The organism is Streptomyces sp. NBC_01335 (genome assembly GCF_035953295.1).
Classification (GTDB): domain Bacteria; phylum Actinomycetota; class Actinomycetes; order Streptomycetales; family Streptomycetaceae; genus Streptomyces.
Genome location: NZ_CP108370.1, coordinates 2,475,007 through 2,494,497, shown reverse-complemented (window position 1 = coordinate 2,494,497; position 19,491 = coordinate 2,475,007). Strand labels below are relative to the sequence as shown.

Here is a 19,491-nt window from a genome sequence, read left to right as displayed (position 1 = left end):
GCCAGCACCGCCGAATCCGACCGGGAAGCTAGGACTCGGCCTGGCCGGGGTTCTCGCCGAGCACCAGCATGACGTGCTCGTTCTCGCCGTGCCGGACCGTCCCCGTACGCCGGAAGCCGTGCTTCTCCAGCAGGCGCACCGAGCCGGTGTTCCCGACGTAGGGATCGGCGTACAGAGGACGGGCGGGTTCCCGTTCGAGGAACAGCGCCAGCGCCCGGGTGCCGATGCCCCGGCCCCAGTGCTGCCGGCCGAGCCAGTACCCGATGAAGCGCCGCTCCTCGTCCCACCACGCCACCGCGTTGCCCGCCAGTTCTCCGTCGACGGTGATGGCCTGCACGAAGTTGGTGGGATCCCCGAGAACCGTTGTCCTCCAGTGGGTCATGAAGGCTTCCCGCTCCCGGGGCGGGAACTTCGACCGCCGCGCGGCCTCGGGATCGTGTTCCTGCGCGAGGAACTCCTCCAGATCGGCCGGTTCGACGTCCCGCAAACGCACCTGATCGCTCATGCCGACGGAGTCTGCCACCAGCCACTGACACTCCGGGGCCGCTGCCCTCCGACCTTGTGTGCAAGCAGTCGTGCCCCCGCCCCGCCTCAGCCGCGTCGCCGCAGCCCCGCCGCCACGATCACCGCACCGACCAGGAGCAGCGCCGCGTCCAGCGCCATGACCGTGCGGACCCCCGTGAACAGCTCGTCCTGCGTCGTGGCCAGCACGCCCAGCAGCGGGATGCCGAGGGTCAGGCCGACCTGCTGGGTCGTGGTGACCAGGCCGGTGGCCAGGCCCTGTTCGGCGTCCGGGACGCCGGAGGTCACCGCGAGGCCGTAGCTCACGATCGCGCCCAGGTGGCACATGCTCGCCAGGGAGACGCCGACCGTGGCGACCAGCACGCCGCCGTGCTCGCCCAGGGCCAGCAGCAGGGCGACGAAGGCGCCCTGGCCGAGCAGCGAGCCGACCAGGGTGCGGCGGGCGCCGAAGCGGCCGATGATCCGCGGGGCGTACGTACCGGCCACCGCCGACAGCAGCCCCTGCACCCCGAAGACCAGTCCGGTGGCGAAGGCCGACAGGCCCAGTACGTCCTGGAGGTAGAGCGTCAGCACGAAGACCACGGTGGACATCAGGGCGAAGGTCAGCAGGCCGCCGAGGTTGCCGAACGCCACGGTCCGGCGGCGCAGCATCGGCAGCGAGACCAGCGGTTCGGCGGCCCGCGACTCCACCACCGCGAAGGTCACCAGCAGCGCCACCCCGAGGACCAGGGTGAGCAGGACGTCGGGGTGCCCGAAGCCGTCCTGGGCGGCGGTGGACAGTGCGTAGATCAGGGCGAGCAGTCCGCCGGTGACGCTGACCGCGCCGGGCACGTCCAGCCGGGGCCGCTGCGGGGTACGGGACTCCGCCAGCGCCTTCGGGGCGAGGGCCAGGACGCCCACCGAGGCGAGCGCCAGCAGGCCCATGGTGGAGCGCCAGCCCAGCGTGTCGGTGAGTACGCCGCCGGCCACCATGCCCACGGTGAAGCCGAGGGAGAGCAGCGTGCCGCTGATGCCCAGCGCCCGGTCGCGCTCCGGGCCCTCCCGGAACGTGGTGGTCAGCAGCGACATCCCGGTGGGCACGATCGCGGCGGCGCCGAGTCCTTGGAGGGCGCGTCCGGCGAGGAACGCCGCCGGGTTCCAGGCGAGCGTGGCCAGCAGCGAGGCCGCGCCGAACACGACCAGACCGGCGAGGAAGAGCCTGCGCCGCCCGTACAGGTCGCCGATCCGGCCGAAGAGCAGCAGGAACCCACCGGAGGGGAGGGCGAACGCGGTGATGGCCCACTGGAGTTGGGCGGTGCTCAGCCCGAGGTCGGTGCCGAGCGCGGGCAGCGCCACGTTCAGTACGGAGAAGTCGAGCGCCACCATGAACTGGGCGGCGCAGAGGACCACGAGGATCAGCCGGGACCGGCCGGAGAGCCGGGCGGGGCGGGTCGCGTGCGAAGGGGAAGGGGCGGCGGGACCGGGGGTGCCGGTGGCCTCGGGAGGGGATTCGATCGCCATGGCCCCACCTTCGGCCGCACGGGACGGGGGTGGGGAGACGCTCCTTATCCTGTTGGTACGAACACCAGTCGGCGCCGACCATTCGGTGTCGACCAGTCGGCACCGATCAGACGGCACCGTGCGGAAACCCAGGGGGAGTGACGTGGCGACACCGGCCCGTTCGACTACGGACAACGCCAAGGCCCACCGGCTCGCCGAGCTGCGGGAGTTCCTGATGAGCCGCCGGGCCCGGGTCACCCCGGCCCTCGCCGGCCTCCCCGACGGCGGTGCGCGCCGCCGTACCCCGGGGCTGCGCCGGGAGGAGGTCGCCGTCCTCGCGGGCGTCGGGGTCTCCTGGTACCAGTGGCTGGAGCAGGGGCGCGACATCACCGTCTCGCCGCAGGTGCTGGACTCGGTGGCACGCGTCCTGCGGCTCACCAGCGCGGAGCGCCGCCACCTGTACGTACTGGCCGGGCTCAACCCGCCCGCCCCCGAGGTCGATCCGGCCGACGCCGACATGTGCGACGGGCTGCGGCGGCTCATCGACGCGTGGATGCCGTTCCCGGCGCACATCATGGACCGGTACTGGAACGTCGTCCTCTACAACGACGCCGCCTCCCTGGTCCTCGGGCTGCGCCCCGGCATCGTGCAGAACTGCCTGATCACCTTCTTCACCGACGACGTCTACCGGTCCCGCGCCACGACCTGGGAGCAGATCGCGCCGCAGGTCGTCGCCCAGTTCCGCGCGGGCTGCTCGGAGAACCCGGAGGACGAGGGCTTCCAGGCGGTCGTCGCCGAGGCGAAGGAGGCCAGCGCCGAGTTCGCCGCCCTGTGGGAGCAGCGCGACATCGCGCCCGGCGGGCAGATCCGCAAGGAGCTGGAGCACCCGACGGCCGGAACCCTCCAGGTGGAGTCCACCCAGCTGCGGGTGCCCGCCCGTCCGGACCTGGCGATCGTGCTGCACACCCCGCTGCCCGGGACCGGCACCGAGGAGCGGCTCAAGTGGCTGGCGTCCCCGGAGGGGCGACGCGACGCGATGTACCCGGTACCGGGATGAGGCGCGCGCCACACGGTTCGTATGCTCGGCACATGACAGACAGCACCGACCTCGGGGCCGAGGACCGCAAGATCGTCACCCTGGCGCGCAGCGCCCGCGCCCGCAACGGAGTGCCGGAGGGCGCGGCCGTACGCGACGAGACGGGACGTACGTACGTGGCGGGCACGGTGGCCCTGGAGTCGCTGCGGCTCACCGCCCTGCAGACGGCCGTGGCGATGGCCGTGGCCAGCGGTGCCACCTCGCTCGAAGCCGCCGCGGTGGTCTCGGACGCCGAGGCCCCCTCCGACGCGGACCGGGCGGCGGTGCGCGACCTCGGCGGGGCGGACACCCCGGTGTTCCTGGCGGGCCCGGACGGGAACGTGCGGGTGCGGGTCACCGCGGGGTGACACCGTGACTTCGCCCACGTCCCGCAGGTCCCCCGACCGAGGCGGACGGGTCGGCCGTGATCGGGTCAGTGCCCCCGGGGCGCGTACATGATCACGGCCATGCCGGCGAGGCAGATCAGCGCGCCCGTGATGTCCCAGCGGTCCGGGCGGTAGCCGTCCGCGACCATGCCCCAGGCGATCGAGCCGGCCACGAAGACCCCGCCGTAAGCGGCGAGGATACGGCCGAAGTTGTCGTCGCTCTGGAGCGTCGCCACCGCCCCGTACACCCCGAGGGCGATCACCCCCGCACCGATCCAGGCCCAGCCCCGGTGCTCGCGGATGCCCTGCCAGACCAGCCAGGCACCCCCGATCTCGAAGAGGGCGGCGACGACGAAGAGGGCGGCGGAGCGGGCGACGAACATGGAGGGCACGCTACCCGGGGCGCCGCCCCGGGCGGCCGTGCGAGGGGCCGGGCGCACGCGTCGCCGGGCCGGGCGGGCGACCGTTGTGCGCCGGGCCGCCGCGATCGGGGACAATGGGCGCCATGAGCGCTCGACCGAACCCCGAAGCCGCTGCGCGGCAGGCCACGGACACCGCCCCCCACCGGGCCGGTTTCGCCTGCTTCGTGGGCCGCCCCAACGCGGGCAAGTCCACCCTCACGAACGCTCTGGTCGGGCAGAAGGTGGCGATCACGTCCAACCGCCCCCAGACCACCCGGCACACCGTGCGCGGCATCGTGCACCGTGACGACGCGCAGTTGATCCTGGTCGACACCCCGGGACTCCACAAGCCGCGCACCCTGCTCGGCGAGCGGCTGAACGACGTCGTGCGGACCACCTGGGCCGAGGTCGACGTCATCGGCTTCTGCCTGCCCGCCGACCAGAAGCTCGGCCCCGGCGACAAGTTCATCATCAAGGAACTCGCCGCCATCAAGAAGACCCCGAAGATCGCGGTCATCACCAAGACGGACCTGGTCGACTCCCGGGCGCTCGCCGAACAGCTGCTGGCCGTCTCCCAGCTGGGCCAGGAGCTCGGCTTCGAATGGGCCGAGATCGTGCCGGTCTCGGCGGTCAAGGACGAGCAGGTCGGGCTGCTCGCCGACCTGATCGCCCCGCTGCTGCCGGTGAGCCCGCCGCTCTACCCGGAGGGCGACCTCACCGACGAGCCCGAGCAGGTCATGGTCGCGGAGCTGATCCGCGAGGCCGCGCTCGAAGGCGTACGCGACGAGCTGCCGCACTCCATCGCGGTCGTCGTCGAGGAGATGCTGCCCCGCGAGAACCGCCCCGCGGACAGGCCGCTGCTGGACATCCACGCCAACGTCTACATCGAGCGCCCCAGCCAGAAGGGCATCATCATCGGCCCCAAGGGGCAGCGGCTGAAGGACGTCGGGACCAAGTCCCGCAAGCAGATCGAGGCGCTGCTCGGCACCCCGGTCTTCCTCGACCTGCACGTCAAGGTCGCCAAGGACTGGCAGCGCGACCCGAAGCAGCTGCGCAAGCTCGGTTTCTGAGCGAGCCCGCCCGTCGGGCCGAGCTGCCGGCCTACCCGCTCCACCGGCGCGCCGCCGGTCTCACGCCCCCTCGCGGAGGACGCGTGAGACCAGCGTGCGCTGGTCTTCGGTCAGGTCCGGGTCCGCGCAGTGCACGGACCGCCCGTCGACGGTGATCGTGTACCGGAAGCCGTCCGGCACCCCCGCCGGCGGGGACCCGGCCCCCTCCGCGAGCGCGGAACGGGCCAGGGACTCCCAGTCGGCGGCGTCCTCCCGCCCTGCCGTGTCGATCTCACCCCGGCGGGAGAGGCCGGCGAACCCGCCGGTCCTGCTCACTCGAATGCGCATGGGACCCATACTGACCCGCTCACGTGGTCGGCACGCCCACTTCCGACCACCCCTTGATCACGGCCTCGCGCTCGTCCCCGTCGCCGAAGCGGTCGCGGGCCGCCGCCACGGTGAGCCGGGCGAAGTCCGCGAAGTCCGCCGTCGCGGTCAGCTCGCCGCCGGTCAGCACGTCGTACCAGATCTGGCCGGCCCGCTCCCAGGCGTTCCCGCCGAGGGCGGAAGCGGCGAGGTAGAAGGCGCGGTTGGGGATGCCGGAGTTGAGGTGGACGCCGCCGTTGTCGTCGTCGGTCTCGATGTAGTCCTCCATCGAGGCCGGCTGCGGGTCCTTGCCGAGCACGTCGTCGTCGTACGCGGTGCCCGGCGCCTTCAGCGAACGCAGCCCCTCGCCGGTGACCCGGGGGGCGAGCAGCCCCGCGCCGATCAGCCAGTCGGCCTGCTCGGCGCTCTGCCCCAGGGAGTACTGCTTGACCAGGGAGCCGAAGACGTCCGACACGGACTCGTTGAGCGCGCCGGGCTGGCCCTCGTAGACGAGGTTGGCGGTGTGCTGGGTGAGTCCGTGCGCCAGTTCGTGGGCGATCACGTCGATGGAGAGGGTGAAGTCGAGGAAGACCTCGTTGTCACCGTCGCCGAAGACCATCTGCTGGCCGTCGAAGAAGGCGTTGTTGTAGTCGCGGTCGTAGTGGACCGAGCCGATGAGCCGCATGCCCTTCCCGTCGAGCGAGCTGCGGCCGTAGGCGGAGAGCAGCAGGTCGAAGGTGGCGCCGAAGCCGGCGTACGCGCGGTTGACGCTGGCGTCGCCGGTGGGCTCGTCGCCCTCACCGCGGACCTTGCGTCCGGGCAGCACCGTGTGGTGGCGGCAGTCGTAGAGGGTGCGGCGGGGCTTGCTGGGGACGGCGCCCGCGGTGGCCGGCGCCGGGGCGGTGGCGGCCAGCGAAGCCGCGTGGCGCAGGGTGCGGCGCGTGCCGTCCGTGTCGAGCGTGCGCCGGGCGGGTCCGGCGACCGCGGGGTCGTCGGACTGCGCCAGCTGGTCGAGGAGGTGCGGCGGAACGATGGTGCAGAAGACGGGGTGGATACCGGAACCGTCGTTGGATCGAGAGATCATGCAAATGACTGTGGCACTCTGTCATCGCTCTGTCACTGGTTGCGACGGCAATTGACGAAATAGAGTGATGCATCACTGTTTACTCGTCATGTGTGCACGGTCCCGCATACTGATACGGACCGGCGTCCCGCGCACCTCTCGGTTACTCTCGTCGCATCATGCGTTTCGGGCTGCTTCTCCTTAGCTGCCGCGGCGAGGGCCTGTAGTCGTAGGCCGACCCCCTCCCCGCGGAGTCTGGTGCTGCAGCGACACAGTCGGCCGTCCCACCAGCTGGACCCCGAGGAGCCCCACGTCATGACCACCGTGAACATTTCCGGTAATTCTGTCGGCCGTCCCACGCCGATCACCAACGCGACGCAGCTCCAGAAGACCTCCGGAATGCCGATCCACAAGTACGGCCGGTACGAAGCGGTGGAGATCCCCGACCGCACCTGGCCGGACAAGCGGATCACGGTGGCGCCCCGCTGGCTCTCCACGGACCTGCGCGACGGCAACCAGGCCCTGATCGACCCGATGTCCCCGGCCCGCAAGCGCGAGATGTTCGACCTGCTCGTGAAGATGGGCTACAAGGAGATCGAGGTCGGCTTCCCGGCCTCCGGCGAGACCGACTTCGCGTTCGTACGCTCCATCATCGAAGAGGGCGCGATCCCCGAGGACGTGACGATCTCCGTCCTGACCCAGTCCCGCGAGGAACTGATCGAGCGGACCATCGAGTCGCTGCGCGGCGCGCACCGGGCCACCGTCCACCTGTACAACGCCACCGCCCCCACCTTCCGCCGCGTGGTCTTCCGCGGGACGAAGGAGCAGGTCAAGCAGATCGCGGTGGACGGCACCCGGCTGGTCATGGAGTACGCCGAGAAGATCCTGGGCGGCGACACGATCTTCGGCTACCAGTACAGCCCCGAGATCTTCACCGACACCGAGCTGGACTTCGCCCTGGAGGTCTGCGAGGCCGTCTGCGACGTGTGGCAGCCGGAGGAGGGCCGCGAGATCATCCTCAACCTGCCCGCCACCGTGGAGCGTTCGACGCCGTCCACGCACGCGGACCGGTTCGAGTGGATGTCGCGCAACCTGTCCCGCCGTGAGTTCGTCTGCCTGTCCGTCCACCCCCACAACGACCGCGGCACGGCCGTCGCCGCCGCCGAGCTGGCGCTGATGGCCGGCGCCGACCGCGTCGAGGGCTGCCTGTTCGGCCAGGGCGAGCGCACCGGCAACGTCGACCTGGTCACCCTGGGCATGAACCTCTTCTCCCAGGGCGTCGACCCGCAGATCGACTTCTCGCAGATCGACGAGATCCGCCGCACCAGCGAGTACTGCAACCAGATGGAGGTCCACCCGCGCCACCCCTACGCGGGCGACCTCGTGTACACCTCCTTCTCCGGCTCCCACCAGGACGCCATCAAGAAGGGCTTCGACGCCATGGAGGCCGACGCGGCCGCCCAGGGCAAGACCGTCGACGACATCGAGTGGGCCGTCCCGTACCTGCCGATCGACCCGAAGGACGTCGGCCGCTCCTACGAGGCCGTGATCCGCGTCAACTCGCAGTCCGGCAAGGGCGGTATCGCGTACGTCCTGAAGAACGACCACAAGCTGGACCTGCCGCGCCGTATGCAGATCGAGTTCTCCCGGATCATCCAGGCCAAGACCGACGCCGAGGGCGGCGAGGTCACCCCGGCGCAGATCTGGTCCGCCTTCGAGGACGAGTACCTGCCCAACACCGGTGACGCCGAAGCCCGTTGGGGCCGTGTCCAGATCCGTTCGGGCCAGACCACCACCGAGCAGGACGGCCGGGACACCCTGACCGTCGAGGCGACCGTGGACGGCGCGGACACCGTGCTGACCGGTACGGGCAACGGCCCGATCTCCGCCTTCTTCGAGGCGCTGGCGGGCATCGGCATCGACGCGCGCCTGCTGGACTACACCGAGCACACCATGAGCGAGGGCGCCAGCTCGCAGGCCGCCTCCTACATCGAGTGCGCGATCGACGGCAAGGTCCTGTGGGGCATCGGCATCGACGCCAACACCACCCGGGCCTCGCTCAAGGCGGTCGTCTCCGCCGTCAACCGCGCGGGCCGCTGAGCGAGTCGGGCGGTGGCCGGTTGACGCCGTCGCCCGACGCCCCGGTCGGTTGCCCGTCGATCCGGTGAGACCCAGGGGAGTACGCCCCGTACGCATGTCCGGTTGATCCGGTGAACCACCGTTCGCCGAACCCCGTCCGCCCGTTCCGGGTGGGCGGGGTTCGGCCATTTCCGGGTGTTGTGACAGTGAGGGTGATGACGCCGCCTCGCGCATGTGGCTAACATCACGTGCAACACACGGCAATGTTGCCGGAGCGTTACGGAGGTGTGCGACGTGCGGTCAACCAGAGGACAACGCGCCCTGAGAACAGGTCTCTACGGCCTCCGCACCGCATGGGACGTCGTCGGCGACGGCGAATTCTTCTGCCAGGACTGCGGCGGGGACCGCAACTACCGCCGCCTCACCGGCCGTCGCAGGCTCACCGTGCTCGGAGTGCCACTGCTGCGGCGCGGCGAGACGGGCCCCGTCGTGGAGTGCGCGGACTGCGGCGCCCACGTCGGCACCGAGGCGCTGGAACACCCCACCACCACCCGGTTCTCCACCATGCTCCGGGAGGCCGTGCATACGGTCGCGCTGGCCGTCCTGGCCTCGGGCGGCACCCCGCGCACCGCTCTGGAGACCGCCGCGCACACCGTCCGCGAGGCCGGGCTCGACGACTGCTCGCAGGAGCAGCTCCTCACCGTCGTGGAGGTGCTGACCGCCGACATCGGCCACGACGACGGCGTCGGCGCCGCCGGGGCGTGCGGCGCGGCGCTCGCCATCGAGCTGCACGAGGTGCTCACCCCGCTCGCCCACCACCTGGTCCCGGCGGGCCGCGAGTCGGTGCTGCTCCAGGGCGCCCGGATCGCGCTGGCCGACGGCCCGTACGGCGCCGCCGAGCGCGAGGTGCTGACCACCGTGGGCCGCGCCCTGCGGATCTGCCCCGAGGACACCGCCCGCCTGCTCACGGAAGCGGCCCGCATGCCCTCCTGAGCGCCGCTGGGTGCCCTTGTGCGCCTCTGCGCGCTCCCGGATGCCCTTGAGGGCGGCCCGGGAAGCGGCAGGGGCGGCCGGGGGCCGCGGGGCGGTCGCGGGGACCGCCGACCCGATCGCGGGCCGGTGGGCGACAATGGGGCCATGAGCTTGTTCCGGGACGACGGCGTCGTACTGCGTACGCAGAAACTGGGCGAGGCCGACCGGATCATCACCCTGCTGACCCGCGGCCACGGGCGGGTGCGTGCCGTCGCCCGGGGGGTGCGCCGCACCAAGTCCAAGTTCGGCGCCCGCCTCGAACCCTTCTCCCACGTGGACGTGCAGTTCTTCGCGCGCGGCAGCGAGCTGATCGGCCGCGGGCTGCCGCTCTGCACCCAGAGCGAGACCATCGCCCCGTACGGCGGCCGGATCGTCACCGACTACGCCCGCTACACCGCCGGCACCGCGATGCTGGAGACCGCCGAACGCTTCACCGACCACGAGGGCGAACCCGCCGTCCAGCAGTACCTCCTCCTCGTCGGCGGACTGCGCACCCTGGCCCGGGGCGAGCACGCGCCCCACCTCATCCTCGACGCGTTCCTGCTGCGCTCCCTCGCCGTCAACGGCTACGCCCCCAGCTTCGAGGACTGCGCTCGGTGCGGAATGCCCGGTCCGAACCGTTTCTTCTCCATCGCGGCCGGCGGAGCCGTCTGCACCGACTGCCGGGTGCCCGGCAGCGTCGTACCCTCGGCGGAGGCCCTGACCCTGCTGAGCGCGCTGCTCAGCGGCGACTGGGCGACGGCGGACGCGTGCGAGGCGCGGCATGCCAGGGAGGGGAGCGGACTGGTGTCCGCCTATCTGCACTGGCATCTGGAGCGCGGTCTGCGCTCGCTGCGGTACGTGGAACAGTGACCCTCGCAGCGTTCGTGGAAGAGCGACACAGGGAGACGAGAGAAGCTCATGGCAGTACGCGGGATCCTCGGCGGCCGTAACCGGCGCACGTACAAGACCCCCGAGCCGCACCCCTCCGGTGCGACGCCCCCGAAGATCCCCGCCGAGCTGGTGCCCCAGCACGTGGCCGTCGTGATGGACGGGAACGGCCGCTGGGCCAAGGAGCGCGGCCTGCCGCGCACCGAGGGCCACAAGGTCGGCGAGAGCGTCGTGATGGACGTCCTCAAGGGCTGCATCGAGATGGGCGTGAAGAACCTCTCGCTCTACGCCTTCTCCACCGAGAACTGGAAGCGGTCCCCGGAAGAGGTGAAGTTCCTGATGAACTTCAACCGGGACGTCATCCGCCGCCGCCGCGACGAGATGGACGAGCTCGGCATCCGCATCCGCTGGGTCGGCCGGATGCCCAAGCTGTGGAAGTCCGTCGTCCAGGAGCTCCAGGTCGCCCAGGAGCAGACCAAGGACAACGACAAGATGACGCTGTACTTCTGCGTCAACTACGGCGGCCGGGCCGAGATCGCCGACGCCGCGCAGCGCATCGCCCAGGACGTCGCCGCGGGGAAGCTCGACCCGTCGAAGGTCAACGAGAAGACGTTCGCGAAGTACATCTACTACCCGGACATGCCGGACGTGGACCTCTTCGTGCGCCCCAGCGGCGAGCAGCGCACCTCCAACTACCTGATCTGGCAGAGCGCGTACGCCGAGATGGTCTTCCAGGACGTGCTGTGGCCCGACTTCGACCGCCGCGACCTGTGGCGCGCCTGCCTGGAGTACGCCCAGCGCGACCGCCGCTTCGGCGGTGCGCAGGAGGCCGCCCCGGCCGTGGAGCCCGCTTCCGGGGCGTGAGAACGAGCGGGAGGGGGGAGAACCGGCCACCGGTTCTCCCCCCTCCTGCCGTGTGTCAGTGCTTCTCGGCCGCGCAGTCCGCGCACTCCGCGCAGGTCCCGAAGATCTCCACGGTGTGCGCCACGTTGACGTAGCCGTGCTGGGAGGCGATCGTCTCGGCCCACTGCTCCACGGCCGGGCCCTCCACCTCCACGGCCTTGCCGCAGACCCGGCAGACCAGGTGGTGGTGGTGATCACCGGTCGAGCAGCGGCGGTAGACCGACTCGCCCTCGGTGGTGCGCAGCACGTCCACCTCGCCCGCGTCGGCGAGGGACTGGAGGGTGCGGTAGACGGTGGTCAGCCCCACCGAGTCGCCCCGGTGCTTGAGGACGTCGTGCAGCTCCTGGGCGCTGCGGAACTCGTCGACCTCGTCGAGCGCCGCCGCGACCGCCGCCCGCTGGCGGGTGGACCGCCCCCGTACCGGAGCCGCGTTCGTGCCACTGATCGGCGCCGTCACAGCTGCCTCCTCATGTCGCCCGTACAGATGTCGGGCCATTGTGCCAGCCGGACCGGGCGAAATCCTCATACGCGGACGTCGTCCGCGGCGGTCCGGCTCGCCGGTACTTCCAGGGTGCACTTCTCACCCTCGGCCGTGCGTCCCCGGGCCCTGCGGCGGGCCAGCGGGGCGGCCAGCGCGGTCAGCGCGACGAAGGCGGCGATGGCCAGCAGCACGATCGTCGCGCCGGGCGGGACGTCCTGGTAGTACGAGGTGACGGTGCCGGCCAGGGTGACGGCGGTGCCGATCACCACGGAGAGCACGAAGGTCAGCCGGAAGGACTTCGACACCTGCTGGGCCGCCGCGACCGGCACCACCATCAGGGCGCTGACCAGCAGCAGGCCGACGACCCGCATGGCGACGGTGACCGTCACGGCGGCCGTCACCGCGATCAGCAGGTTCAGCAGCCGCACCGGCAGCCCGGTGACCCGGGCGAACTCCTCGTCCTGGCTGACCGCGAAGAGCTGGCGGCGCAGCCCCACGGTCACCAGCACCACGAACGCGGCGAGCAGCGTGATCGCCCACACGTCCTCGGAGGAGACGGTGGAGAGCGAGCCGAAGAGGTAGGAGGTGAGGTTGGCGTTCGAGCCGGTGTCGGAGATGTTGATCAGCAGCACCCCGCCCGCCATGCCGCCGTAGAAGAGCATGGCCAGCGCGATGTCGCCGCGGGTGTGGCCGAACCAGCGGATCAGCTCCATGACGACGGCGCCGGCGACGGCGACGGCGGTGGCCATCCAGACGGGGCTGGTGGAGAGCAGGAAGCCGAGGCCGACCCCGGTCATCGCGATGTGCCCGATGCCGTCGCCCATGAGGGCCTGGCGGCGCTGGACGAGGTAGATGCCGATCGCGGGGGCGGTGACGCCGACCAGGACGGCGGCGATCAGCGCGCGCTGCATGAAGGCGGGTTCGAGGAATTCCATCAGGTCAGCAGTCCCGTTCGGACGGGCTCGGAAGCCGCGTGGGGGTGGACGTGGTCGTGGCCGGGGAGCGCGTGCTGCCCGACGGAGCGCGGCGGCGGGCCGTCGTGCGTCACACAGCCGTCGCGCAGCACGACCGCGCGGTCGATCAGCGGCTCCAGCGGGCCCAGCTCGTGCAGGACCAGCAGCACGGTGGTGCCGGCGGCGACCTGCTCGCGCAGGGTGGCGGCGAGGATCTCCTGGCTGGCCAGGTCGACCCCGGCCATCGGCTCGTCCATGATCAGCAGTTCGGGCTCGGAGGCCAGCGCGCGGGCGATCAGGACCCGCTGGTGCTGTCCGCCGGAGAGCGCGCTCACCGAGTCCCCGGCGCGGTCGGTGAGGCCGACGAGGGCGATGGCCCGGTCGACGGCCGCGCGGTCGGCGCGGCCCGGGACGCGCAGCCTGGTGCGGGACAGCCGCCCGGAGGAGACGACCTCGCGGACGGTCGCGGGGACCCCCGCCGAGGCGGTGGTGCGCTGCGGTACGTACCCGACGCGCGCCCACCGGCGGAAGCGGCGGAGCGGGGTGCCGAAGAGTTCGACGGTGCCGCCGGTGAGGGGGACCTGGCCGATGACGGAGCGTACGGCGGTGGACTTGCCGGAGCCGTTGGCGCCGAGCAGGGCGACGACCTCGCCGCGGTGGACGGCCAGGTCGACCCCGCGCAGGACGGGGCGGGTGCCGAGGGTGGCGGTGGCGCCGGTGAGCCGGATCACGGCCTCGGTGTCCCGCTTCGTCTCCGGCTTCGTCTCCGGCTTCGTCTTCGTCTCCGGCTTCCCGGCCCCGGCGGCGGTCGTGCCGGCGGCGGGGGCCGGGGCGGGGATGCTGGGCTCGTCCATGTGCGTCTCCGGTCCGGTCGCGGGGGTCGTGGCGTCGGTCACTTCGCGCCCAGGGCCTTCTGGAGGGCGGCGAGGTTGGACTCCATGACCTCGATGTAGTCGTGGCCCTTGGACTTCCCCGTGATGCCCTCCAGCGGGTCCAGGACGTCGGTGCGCAGCCCGGTGTCCTTCGCGAGGGTCTTCGCCGTCTTGTCGCTGGCGAGCGTCTCGAAGAAGACGGTGGTGGCGCCGTCCTGCTCCGCGATGTGCTGGAGGTCCTTGATGCGGGCCGGGCTCGGCTCCGCCTCGGGGTCGACTCCGGCGATGCCCTCCTGGGTGAGGCCGTAGCGCTCGGCGAGGTAGCCGAAGGCGGAGTGCGTGGTGAGGAAGGTCTTGGTGGTCGTGGACTTCAGCCCGGCCGCGTACTCCGTGTTCAGCGCGTCCAGCTTCTTGACCAGCGCGTCGGTGTTCGCGCGGTAGTCGGCGGCGTTGTCCGGGTCGGTCTTCTCCAGGGACTTTCCGACGCCCTGGGCGACCTCGGCGTACTTCACCGGGTCCAGCCAGACGTGCGGGTCGCGGCCGGCCGTCTCCTCGTCGGAGTCTCCGTGCTCGTCGGCGTCGGATCCGTGGTCGTGGCCGTCCACCTCGGCGCCGTGCTTCTCCATCGTGGTCAGTGTCGCGGCGTCCACGGTGTTCTTCGCGCCGGACTGGGCGATGGCGTCGTCCACGGCGGGCTGGATGCCCTTGAGGTACAGGATGTAGTCGGCGTCGGTCAGCGAGCCGATCTGCCGGGGACTGAGCTCCAGGTCGTGCGGTTCGACGCCCGGCTTGGTCAGCGTGGTGACCGAGACGTGGCTGCCGCCGATCTCCTCGGCCAGGTACTGCATCGGGTAGAAGGACGCGACCACGTCCAGCTTGCCGTCCGACCCGCCGGCGGTGCCGGGGCCCGAGCAGGCGGAGAGCGCGGTGAGGCCGAGGGCGACCGCGCCGGCGACGGCGGTGGCGGGTATGAGGCGGCGTACGTTCATGAATCCCATTTTCAACAAAGCTGGAAACGATTGTCAACAAGGATGATGAACCGACTGGTAGCGCGAGGGGTCCCGGAGCGCACTCCGGCCCCCGATTTGATCCGGGGGGTGCGCCCGCCGGTAATCTTGGGCATTCGCTCGCCCGTCTCCTGAGCACCACCCCCCAGCGAGGCGCTCAGCGCCGCTTCTGTCCCATTTCGCCGTCGTAATGAAGAGAGCACCGTGGCCGCCGACAAGATCGACTCCATCGTCAGCCTGAGCAAGCGCCGTGGCTTCGTCTATCCCTGCAGTGAGATCTACGGTGGCCAGAAGGCCGCCTGGGACTACGGCCCGCTGGGCGTGGAGATGAAGGAGAACCTCAAGCGCCAGTGGTGGCGCTACATGGTCACCTCGCGCGAGGACGTGGTCGGTCTCGACTCGTCGGTGATCCTGGCCCCCGAGGTCTGGGTCGCGTCGGGTCACGTCGCCACCTTCAGCGACCCGCTGACCGAGTGCACCTCCTGCCACAAGCGCTACCGCGCCGACCACCTGGAGGAGGCGTACGAGGCGAAGCACGGCAAGCTCCCCGTCAACGGCCTCGCCGACCTCAACTGCCCCAACTGCGGCAACAAGGGCACCTTCACCGAGCCCAAGCAGTTCTCGGGTCTGCTCTCCACCCACCTCGGCCCGACCCAGGACTCCGGCTCGGTCGCCTACCTCCGCCCCGAGACCGCCCAGGGCATCTTCACCAACTTCGGCCAGGTGCAGCAGACTTCCCGCAAGAAGCCGCCGTTCGGCATCGCGCAGATGGGCAAGTCCTTCCGGAACGAGATCACTCCGGGCAACTTCATCTTCCGTACCCGCGAGTTCGAGCAGATGGAGATGGAGTTCTTCGTCAAGCCGGGCGAGGACGAGGAGTGGCAGCAGTACTGGATGGACCAGCGCTGGAACTGGTACACGGACCTCGGCATGCGCGCGGAGAACATGCGCTGGTTCGAGCACCCGAAGGAGAAGCTCTCCCACTACTCCAAGCGCACCGCCGACATCGAGTACCGCTTCCAGTTCGGCGGCAGCGAGTGGGGCGAGCTCGAGGGCGTCGCCAACCGCACCGACTACGACCTCAAGGCGCACTCCAAGGCCTCCGGCACCGACCTGGTCTACTACGACCAGGAGGCCAACGAGCGCTGGACGCCGTACGTCATCGAGCCGGCAGCCGGTGTCGGCCGCGCCATGCTCGCCTTCCTCCTGGACGCCTACGTCGAGGACGAGGCGCCCAACGCCAAGGGCGTCATGGAGAAGCGCACCGTGCTCCGCCTCGACCCGCGCCTCGCGCCGGTCAAGGTCGCGGTCCTGCCGCTCTCCCGCAACCCGCAGCTCTCGCCGAAGGCCAAGGGCCTCGCCACCGACCTGCGCAAGAACTGGAACATCGAGTTCGACGACGCCGGTGCCATCGGCCGCCGCTACCGCCGCCAGGACGAGATCGGGACGCCGTTCTGCGTCACCGTCGATTTCGACACCCTGGACGACAACGCGGTGACCGTCCGCGAGCGCGACACCATGAAGCAGGAGCGCGTCTCCCTGGACCAGATCCAGGCGTACCTGGGCGCCCGCCTGCTGGGCTGCTGACGCCTCACGGTCGTCACGGGCACCACGGCTCGACGCATCACGGTTTCACTCCGAAGCCCCCGGACCCCGCACGGGTCCGGGGGCTTCGCCGCACACTGGGCGCACCCCTACCCCGGAGGTCGCCATGGTGTCCACGACCCAGAGCAAGGTCACCCGCTGGGACCGGCACGGCCGTGAACACGTCGTCCACGTGCGGAAGTCGGGGGTCCAGCGGTTGCTGACCTGCGCGACCTGCGGCTGGCACAAGGGGGCGCAGTTCCTCCCCTGGCTGAAGGCGCAGGAGCACCTCGCCGAGGCCCACCAGGCGGTGATCGACCCGGGGGCCTGAGCACCCGCCGGGGGCGTACGGAGCGGGGGCGGCGGAAATTGCGGTGCGGGCCGCTCCGGGAGCGGGGTACCGTTTCCGGCATGTCGTTCTTCCAGATCTACGAGTGAGCGCGCGGCACGGCTGAGCGGTACGACCCCGTACGAGCCCCGGCCCGCCGCCCCACGGATCGATCCGTGAGTTCCACGGACCCCCTTCTCACCCCACATGGGAGAACACCATGGCCAAGAGCCGCAACAACCTCCTCGGCGTCGGTGGACAGCGCAAGAAGCTGACCCGGTCCGAGCAGCAGGGCGCGGGCACCGTCCGCGACGCCGACCGCAAGGTGGCGGAGGACAAGAAGCAGGAGCTGGTCCGCAAGATGCGCGAGCGCGCCACCGGGACCGCCGCCTCGGAGGCGAGCGCGGCCGAGGGCCAGAGCTGACGCACCGACCTGATCACACCCGTGGGGCCCGGACCGCCGTCGTGGCGGTCCGGGCCCCACGGCCGTTCGGGGTGCCGGGTCAGCCGACAGCCGCCGCCAGCACCGCCGCCGTCTTCGCCACCAGCGGGTGGTCGCCGACTGCCGCCTGCTGCGGCTTGGTGGTGAGGACCGTCACCACCACCGGCTCGCCCTCGGCGGTCCAGGCGACGCCCGCGTCGTTGCAGGTGCCGTAGGAGCCGCCGCCGGTCTTGTCGGCGATCGTCCACTCCCCGGGCAGCCCGGTCCGGAAGCGGGTCGTGCTGGTCCGGCAGTTCAGCAGCCAGCCGGTCAGCCGCTCCCGGTCGCCGGGGTTCAGCGCGTCGCCGAGGACGAGCCCGGCGTACGTGCGGGAGAGGGCGTACGGGGTGGTGGTGTCCCGGCGCCGCCAGGGCTCGGCCGAGTTCAGCTCCGGCTCCCACCGGTCCAGCCGGGTCGTACGGTCCCCGAGCGACCGGCAGAAGCGGGTGACCCCCGCCGGACCGCCCAGCTCCCGCAGCAGCAGGTTGCCCGCGGTGTTGTCGCTGTCGCAGATCGCCGCGTCGCAGAGCTCCGCCACGGTCATCCCGGTGGCCAGGTGGGCCCGGGTGACGTCGGAGGCGGTGACCAGGTCCGCCTCCGTGTAGCGGACCAGCCGGCCCAGCACCTCGCCGTCCCGGTCCAGGTCGCGCAGGACGGCCGCCGCCGCGAGCGTCTTGAAGGTCGAGCAGAGCGGGAAGCGCTCGTCGGCGCGGTGGGCCACCGTACGGCCGGTGGCGAGATTGTGGGCGTACGCGCCGACCCGGGCGCCGTGCTCCCGCTCCAGGGCCCGCAGCGCGTCCCGTGCGGGGTCCGGGATGCCGCCGGGGGCCGCGGTCGTCGCCCCGGGCGCACCGGTGGCGTGCGCGGTCCCGGCCGCGAGCAGCGTGGCGGCGCCGGCCGCCCCGGCCAGCGTCAGCAGGCTCCGTCGGGACGGGCGCGCGGGGCGGGACGGGCGCGCGTCGGGGGAGTGGTGCGGCACGGGACGGTACGGCATGGGGCGGTTCGGCATGAGGGGAACCTCTCGTCGTTCCGTACGTAAGGTCATGCCGCCCGACGCTAACCACCCACCGCCGGAACCCCGTGTTCCGGCGGCGCGGGCGTGGCGCGTGGGGCGTACGGGCAGGGCGTGGCACGGGAGACGTACCGGCCGCCCGGCGGAGGAGTTCCGCGCGTACGGGACAATGGGGGGATGACCACGCTCGCCCCCGCGCCCCAGCAGCTCCGCATCGGCCCGCACACCGTGCAGCCGCCGGTGGTCCTCGCCCCCATGGCCGGTATCACCAACGCGCCGTTCCGCACCCTGTGCCGGGAGTTCTCCGGCGGCCGGGGGCTGTTCGTCAGCGAGATGATCACCACGCGGGCGCTGGTCGAGCGCAACGAGAAGACCATGCAGCTCATCCACTTCGACGCGAGCGAGACCCCCCGGTCGATCCAGCTCTACGGTGTGGACCCGGTCACGGTCGGCAAGGCCGTCCGCATGATCGTCGACGAGGACCTCGCCGACCACATCGACCTGAACTTCGGCTGCCCGGTCCCCAAGGTGACCCGCAAGGGCGGCGGCTCGGCGCTCCCGTACAAGCGGCCGCTGCTCCGCGCGATCCTGCGCGAGGCCGTGGGGAACGCCGGTGAGCTGCCGGTCACGATCAAGATGCGCAAGGGCATCGACGACGACCACCTCACCTACCTCGACGCCGGCCGGATCGCCGTCGAGGAGGGCGTGGCCGCCGTCGCGCTGCACGGCAGGACCACCGCCCAGCACTACGGCGGAACCGCCGACTGGGAGGCCATCGCCCGCCTCAAGGAGCACGTCCCGGAGATCCCGGTCCTCGGCAACGGCGACATCTGGTCCGCCGAGGACGCCCGGCGGATGATGGCCGAGACCGGCTGCGACGGCGTGGTCGTCGGCCGCGGCTGCCTCGGCCGCCCCTGGCTCTTCGGTGACCTGGTCGGCGCCTTCGACGGTACGAACACCAAGCACGAGCCCGTCCTGCGCCAGGTCGCCGAGGTGATGGTGCGCCACGCGACCCTGCTGGGCGAGTGGATCGGCGACGAGGCGCGCGGCGTGATCGACTTCCGCAAGCACGTGGCCTGGTACCTCAAGGGCTTCGCGGTCGGCTCGGAGATGCGCAAGAAGCTCGCGATCACCTCCTCCCTGGAGGAGCTGGCCGGCCAGCTGAACGAGCTGGACCTCGACCAGCCGTGGCCGGACGGCGCGGACGGCCCGCGCGGACGCACCTCGGGCAACAACCGGGTCGTGCTCCCGGACGGCTGGCTGAAGGACCCGTACGACTGCTCCGGCGTGAGCGCGGACGCCGAGCTGGACACCTCCGGCGGCTGACGGCGGCCGACGGCGACCGGCCCGAGGGCGGCCCGCCGAGGGGGTACGGAGTGCCTCCCCGGAGGTCCGCTCATGTGAGCGTCCGATGGGTGAGATTCGCCGAGGGTGACCGGCCCCGGTTCGCAGAGATGTGCGGACCGGGGCCCTTCCGTCGCCGCCTCCCTCGCTTTCCGTGCGCGACCAGGTGCGGAGAGTGAGGCATGAGTGTCCGCATGGTGGCAT

Annotated in this window: 21 protein-coding genes; 11 read left to right on the top strand and 10 right to left on the bottom strand. The window is 71.5% G+C overall.

What is annotated here, in order from left to right:
- Positions 1-28 precede the first annotated feature (28 nt).
- Together OG599_RS10675 and OG599_RS10670 are read right to left on the bottom strand one after the other, a co-directional pair.
- Positions 29-505 (bottom strand): GNAT family N-acetyltransferase, encoded by a 477-nt coding sequence (locus OG599_RS10675; protein WP_327175742.1) that lies wholly within the window; start codon positions 503-505, stop codon positions 29-31.
- Between the two features lie 86 nt (positions 506-591).
- Entirely contained in the window at positions 592-2,022 is a 1,431-nt protein-coding gene (locus OG599_RS10670; RefSeq protein ID WP_327175741.1) for an MFS transporter, read from the bottom strand.
- Positions 2,023-2,164: 142 nt separating this feature from the next.
- On the opposite strand from OG599_RS10670, the gene OG599_RS10665 reads away from it, so the two are divergent.
- Positions 2,165-3,058: a helix-turn-helix transcriptional regulator gene (locus OG599_RS10665; RefSeq protein WP_327175740.1), complete on the top strand. Its 894-nt coding sequence runs from the start codon at positions 2,165-2,167 to the stop codon at positions 3,056-3,058.
- Between the two features lie 32 nt (positions 3,059-3,090).
- Complete coding sequence (locus OG599_RS10660) at positions 3,091-3,444, top strand: cytidine deaminase (protein ID WP_327175739.1); 354 nt, start codon at positions 3,091-3,093, stop codon at positions 3,442-3,444.
- A gap of 65 nt (positions 3,445-3,509) precedes the next feature.
- Here the strand turns inward: OG599_RS10660 and OG599_RS10655 are convergent, their stop codons facing one another.
- Positions 3,510-3,845: a YnfA family protein gene (locus tag OG599_RS10655; RefSeq protein ID WP_327175738.1), complete on the bottom strand. Its 336-nt coding sequence runs from the start codon at positions 3,843-3,845 to the stop codon at positions 3,510-3,512.
- A 113-nt stretch (positions 3,846-3,958) separates the two neighbouring features.
- Here OG599_RS10655 and era point away from each other — a divergent pair, with 113 nt between their 5' ends.
- Positions 3,959-4,933, top strand: coding sequence for a GTPase Era (gene era, locus OG599_RS10650; RefSeq protein WP_327175737.1), 975 nt, complete (start codon positions 3,959-3,961; stop codon positions 4,931-4,933).
- A 60-nt stretch (positions 4,934-4,993) separates the two neighbouring features.
- On the opposite strand, the gene OG599_RS10645 is transcribed toward era, so the two are convergent.
- Both OG599_RS10645 and OG599_RS10640 read right to left on the bottom strand, forming a co-directional pair.
- Complete coding sequence (locus OG599_RS10645; RefSeq protein ID WP_327175736.1) at positions 4,994-5,260, bottom strand: protealysin inhibitor emfourin; 267 nt, start codon at positions 5,258-5,260, stop codon at positions 4,994-4,996.
- A 19-nt stretch (positions 5,261-5,279) separates the two neighbouring features.
- Positions 5,280-6,362, bottom strand: coding sequence for a M4 family metallopeptidase (locus OG599_RS10640; RefSeq protein ID WP_327175735.1), 1,083 nt, complete (start codon positions 6,360-6,362; stop codon positions 5,280-5,282).
- 294 nt (positions 6,363-6,656) lie between these two features.
- Between OG599_RS10640 and leuA the strand changes: the two genes are divergently transcribed.
- The 4 genes from leuA to OG599_RS10620 all read left to right on the top strand — a co-directional run bounded on the left by leuA (position 6,657) and on the right by OG599_RS10620 (position 11,186).
- On the top strand, positions 6,657-8,441 hold the full coding sequence (gene leuA, locus OG599_RS10635; RefSeq protein ID WP_327175734.1) for a 2-isopropylmalate synthase: 1,785 nt from the start codon (positions 6,657-6,659) through the stop codon (positions 8,439-8,441).
- Positions 8,442-8,714: 273 nt separating this feature from the next.
- Entirely contained in the window at positions 8,715-9,413 is a 699-nt protein-coding gene (locus OG599_RS10630) for a TerB family tellurite resistance protein (RefSeq protein WP_327175733.1), read from the top strand.
- Between the two features lie 144 nt (positions 9,414-9,557).
- Positions 9,558-10,304, top strand: a complete 747-nt coding sequence (gene recO / locus OG599_RS10625) for a DNA repair protein RecO (protein ID WP_327175732.1) — start codon at positions 9,558-9,560, stop codon at positions 10,302-10,304.
- A 48-nt stretch (positions 10,305-10,352) separates the two neighbouring features.
- Positions 10,353-11,186, top strand: coding sequence for an isoprenyl transferase (locus OG599_RS10620; RefSeq protein WP_327175731.1), 834 nt, complete (start codon positions 10,353-10,355; stop codon positions 11,184-11,186).
- Between the two features lie 55 nt (positions 11,187-11,241).
- On the opposite strand, the gene OG599_RS10615 is transcribed toward OG599_RS10620, so the two are convergent.
- The 4 genes from OG599_RS10615 to OG599_RS10600 are packed head-to-tail and all read right to left on the bottom strand — an operon-like array spanning position 11,242 to position 14,520.
- The gene (locus tag OG599_RS10615; RefSeq protein WP_442809411.1) at positions 11,242-11,721 is read right to left on the bottom strand and encodes a Fur family transcriptional regulator; all 480 of its coding nucleotides are present in this window, start codon (positions 11,719-11,721) and stop codon (positions 11,242-11,244) included.
- 26 nt (positions 11,722-11,747) lie between these two features.
- Positions 11,748-12,641, bottom strand: coding sequence for a metal ABC transporter permease (locus tag OG599_RS10610; RefSeq protein ID WP_327175730.1), 894 nt, complete (start codon positions 12,639-12,641; stop codon positions 11,748-11,750).
- A complete protein-coding gene (locus OG599_RS10605; protein ID WP_442809669.1) occupies positions 12,641-13,498 on the bottom strand; it encodes a metal ABC transporter ATP-binding protein in 858 nt (285 codons plus the stop codon). The genes OG599_RS10610 and OG599_RS10605 overlap by 1 nt, the downstream gene beginning before the upstream one ends.
- Before the next feature lie 53 nt (positions 13,499-13,551).
- On the bottom strand, positions 13,552-14,520 hold the full coding sequence (locus OG599_RS10600) for a metal ABC transporter substrate-binding protein (protein ID WP_327175728.1): 969 nt from the start codon (positions 14,518-14,520) through the stop codon (positions 13,552-13,554).
- A gap of 222 nt (positions 14,521-14,742) precedes the next feature.
- On the opposite strand from OG599_RS10600, the gene OG599_RS10595 reads away from it, so the two are divergent.
- The 3 genes from OG599_RS10595 (at position 14,743) to OG599_RS10585 (ending at position 16,874) form a co-directional block, all read left to right on the top strand.
- A complete protein-coding gene (locus tag OG599_RS10595) occupies positions 14,743-16,125 on the top strand; it encodes a glycine--tRNA ligase (protein WP_327175727.1) in 1,383 nt (460 codons plus the stop codon).
- A 124-nt stretch (positions 16,126-16,249) separates the two neighbouring features.
- Positions 16,250-16,453: a hypothetical protein gene (locus OG599_RS10590; RefSeq protein WP_327175726.1), complete on the top strand. Its 204-nt coding sequence runs from the start codon at positions 16,250-16,252 to the stop codon at positions 16,451-16,453.
- A 217-nt stretch (positions 16,454-16,670) separates the two neighbouring features.
- On the top strand, positions 16,671-16,874 hold the full coding sequence (locus OG599_RS10585; RefSeq protein ID WP_327175725.1) for a DUF6243 family protein: 204 nt from the start codon (positions 16,671-16,673) through the stop codon (positions 16,872-16,874).
- A 79-nt stretch (positions 16,875-16,953) separates the two neighbouring features.
- Here OG599_RS10585 and bla read toward each other — a convergent pair whose 3' ends face one another.
- On the bottom strand, positions 16,954-17,925 hold the full coding sequence (gene bla, locus OG599_RS10580; RefSeq protein ID WP_327179990.1) for a class A beta-lactamase: 972 nt from the start codon (positions 17,923-17,925) through the stop codon (positions 16,954-16,956).
- 195 nt (positions 17,926-18,120) lie between these two features.
- Here bla and dusB point away from each other — a divergent pair, with 195 nt between their 5' ends.
- Positions 18,121-19,269, top strand: a complete 1,149-nt coding sequence (gene dusB / locus OG599_RS10575) for a tRNA dihydrouridine synthase DusB (protein ID WP_327175724.1) — start codon at positions 18,121-18,123, stop codon at positions 19,267-19,269.
- Positions 19,270-19,491 lie beyond the last annotated feature (222 nt).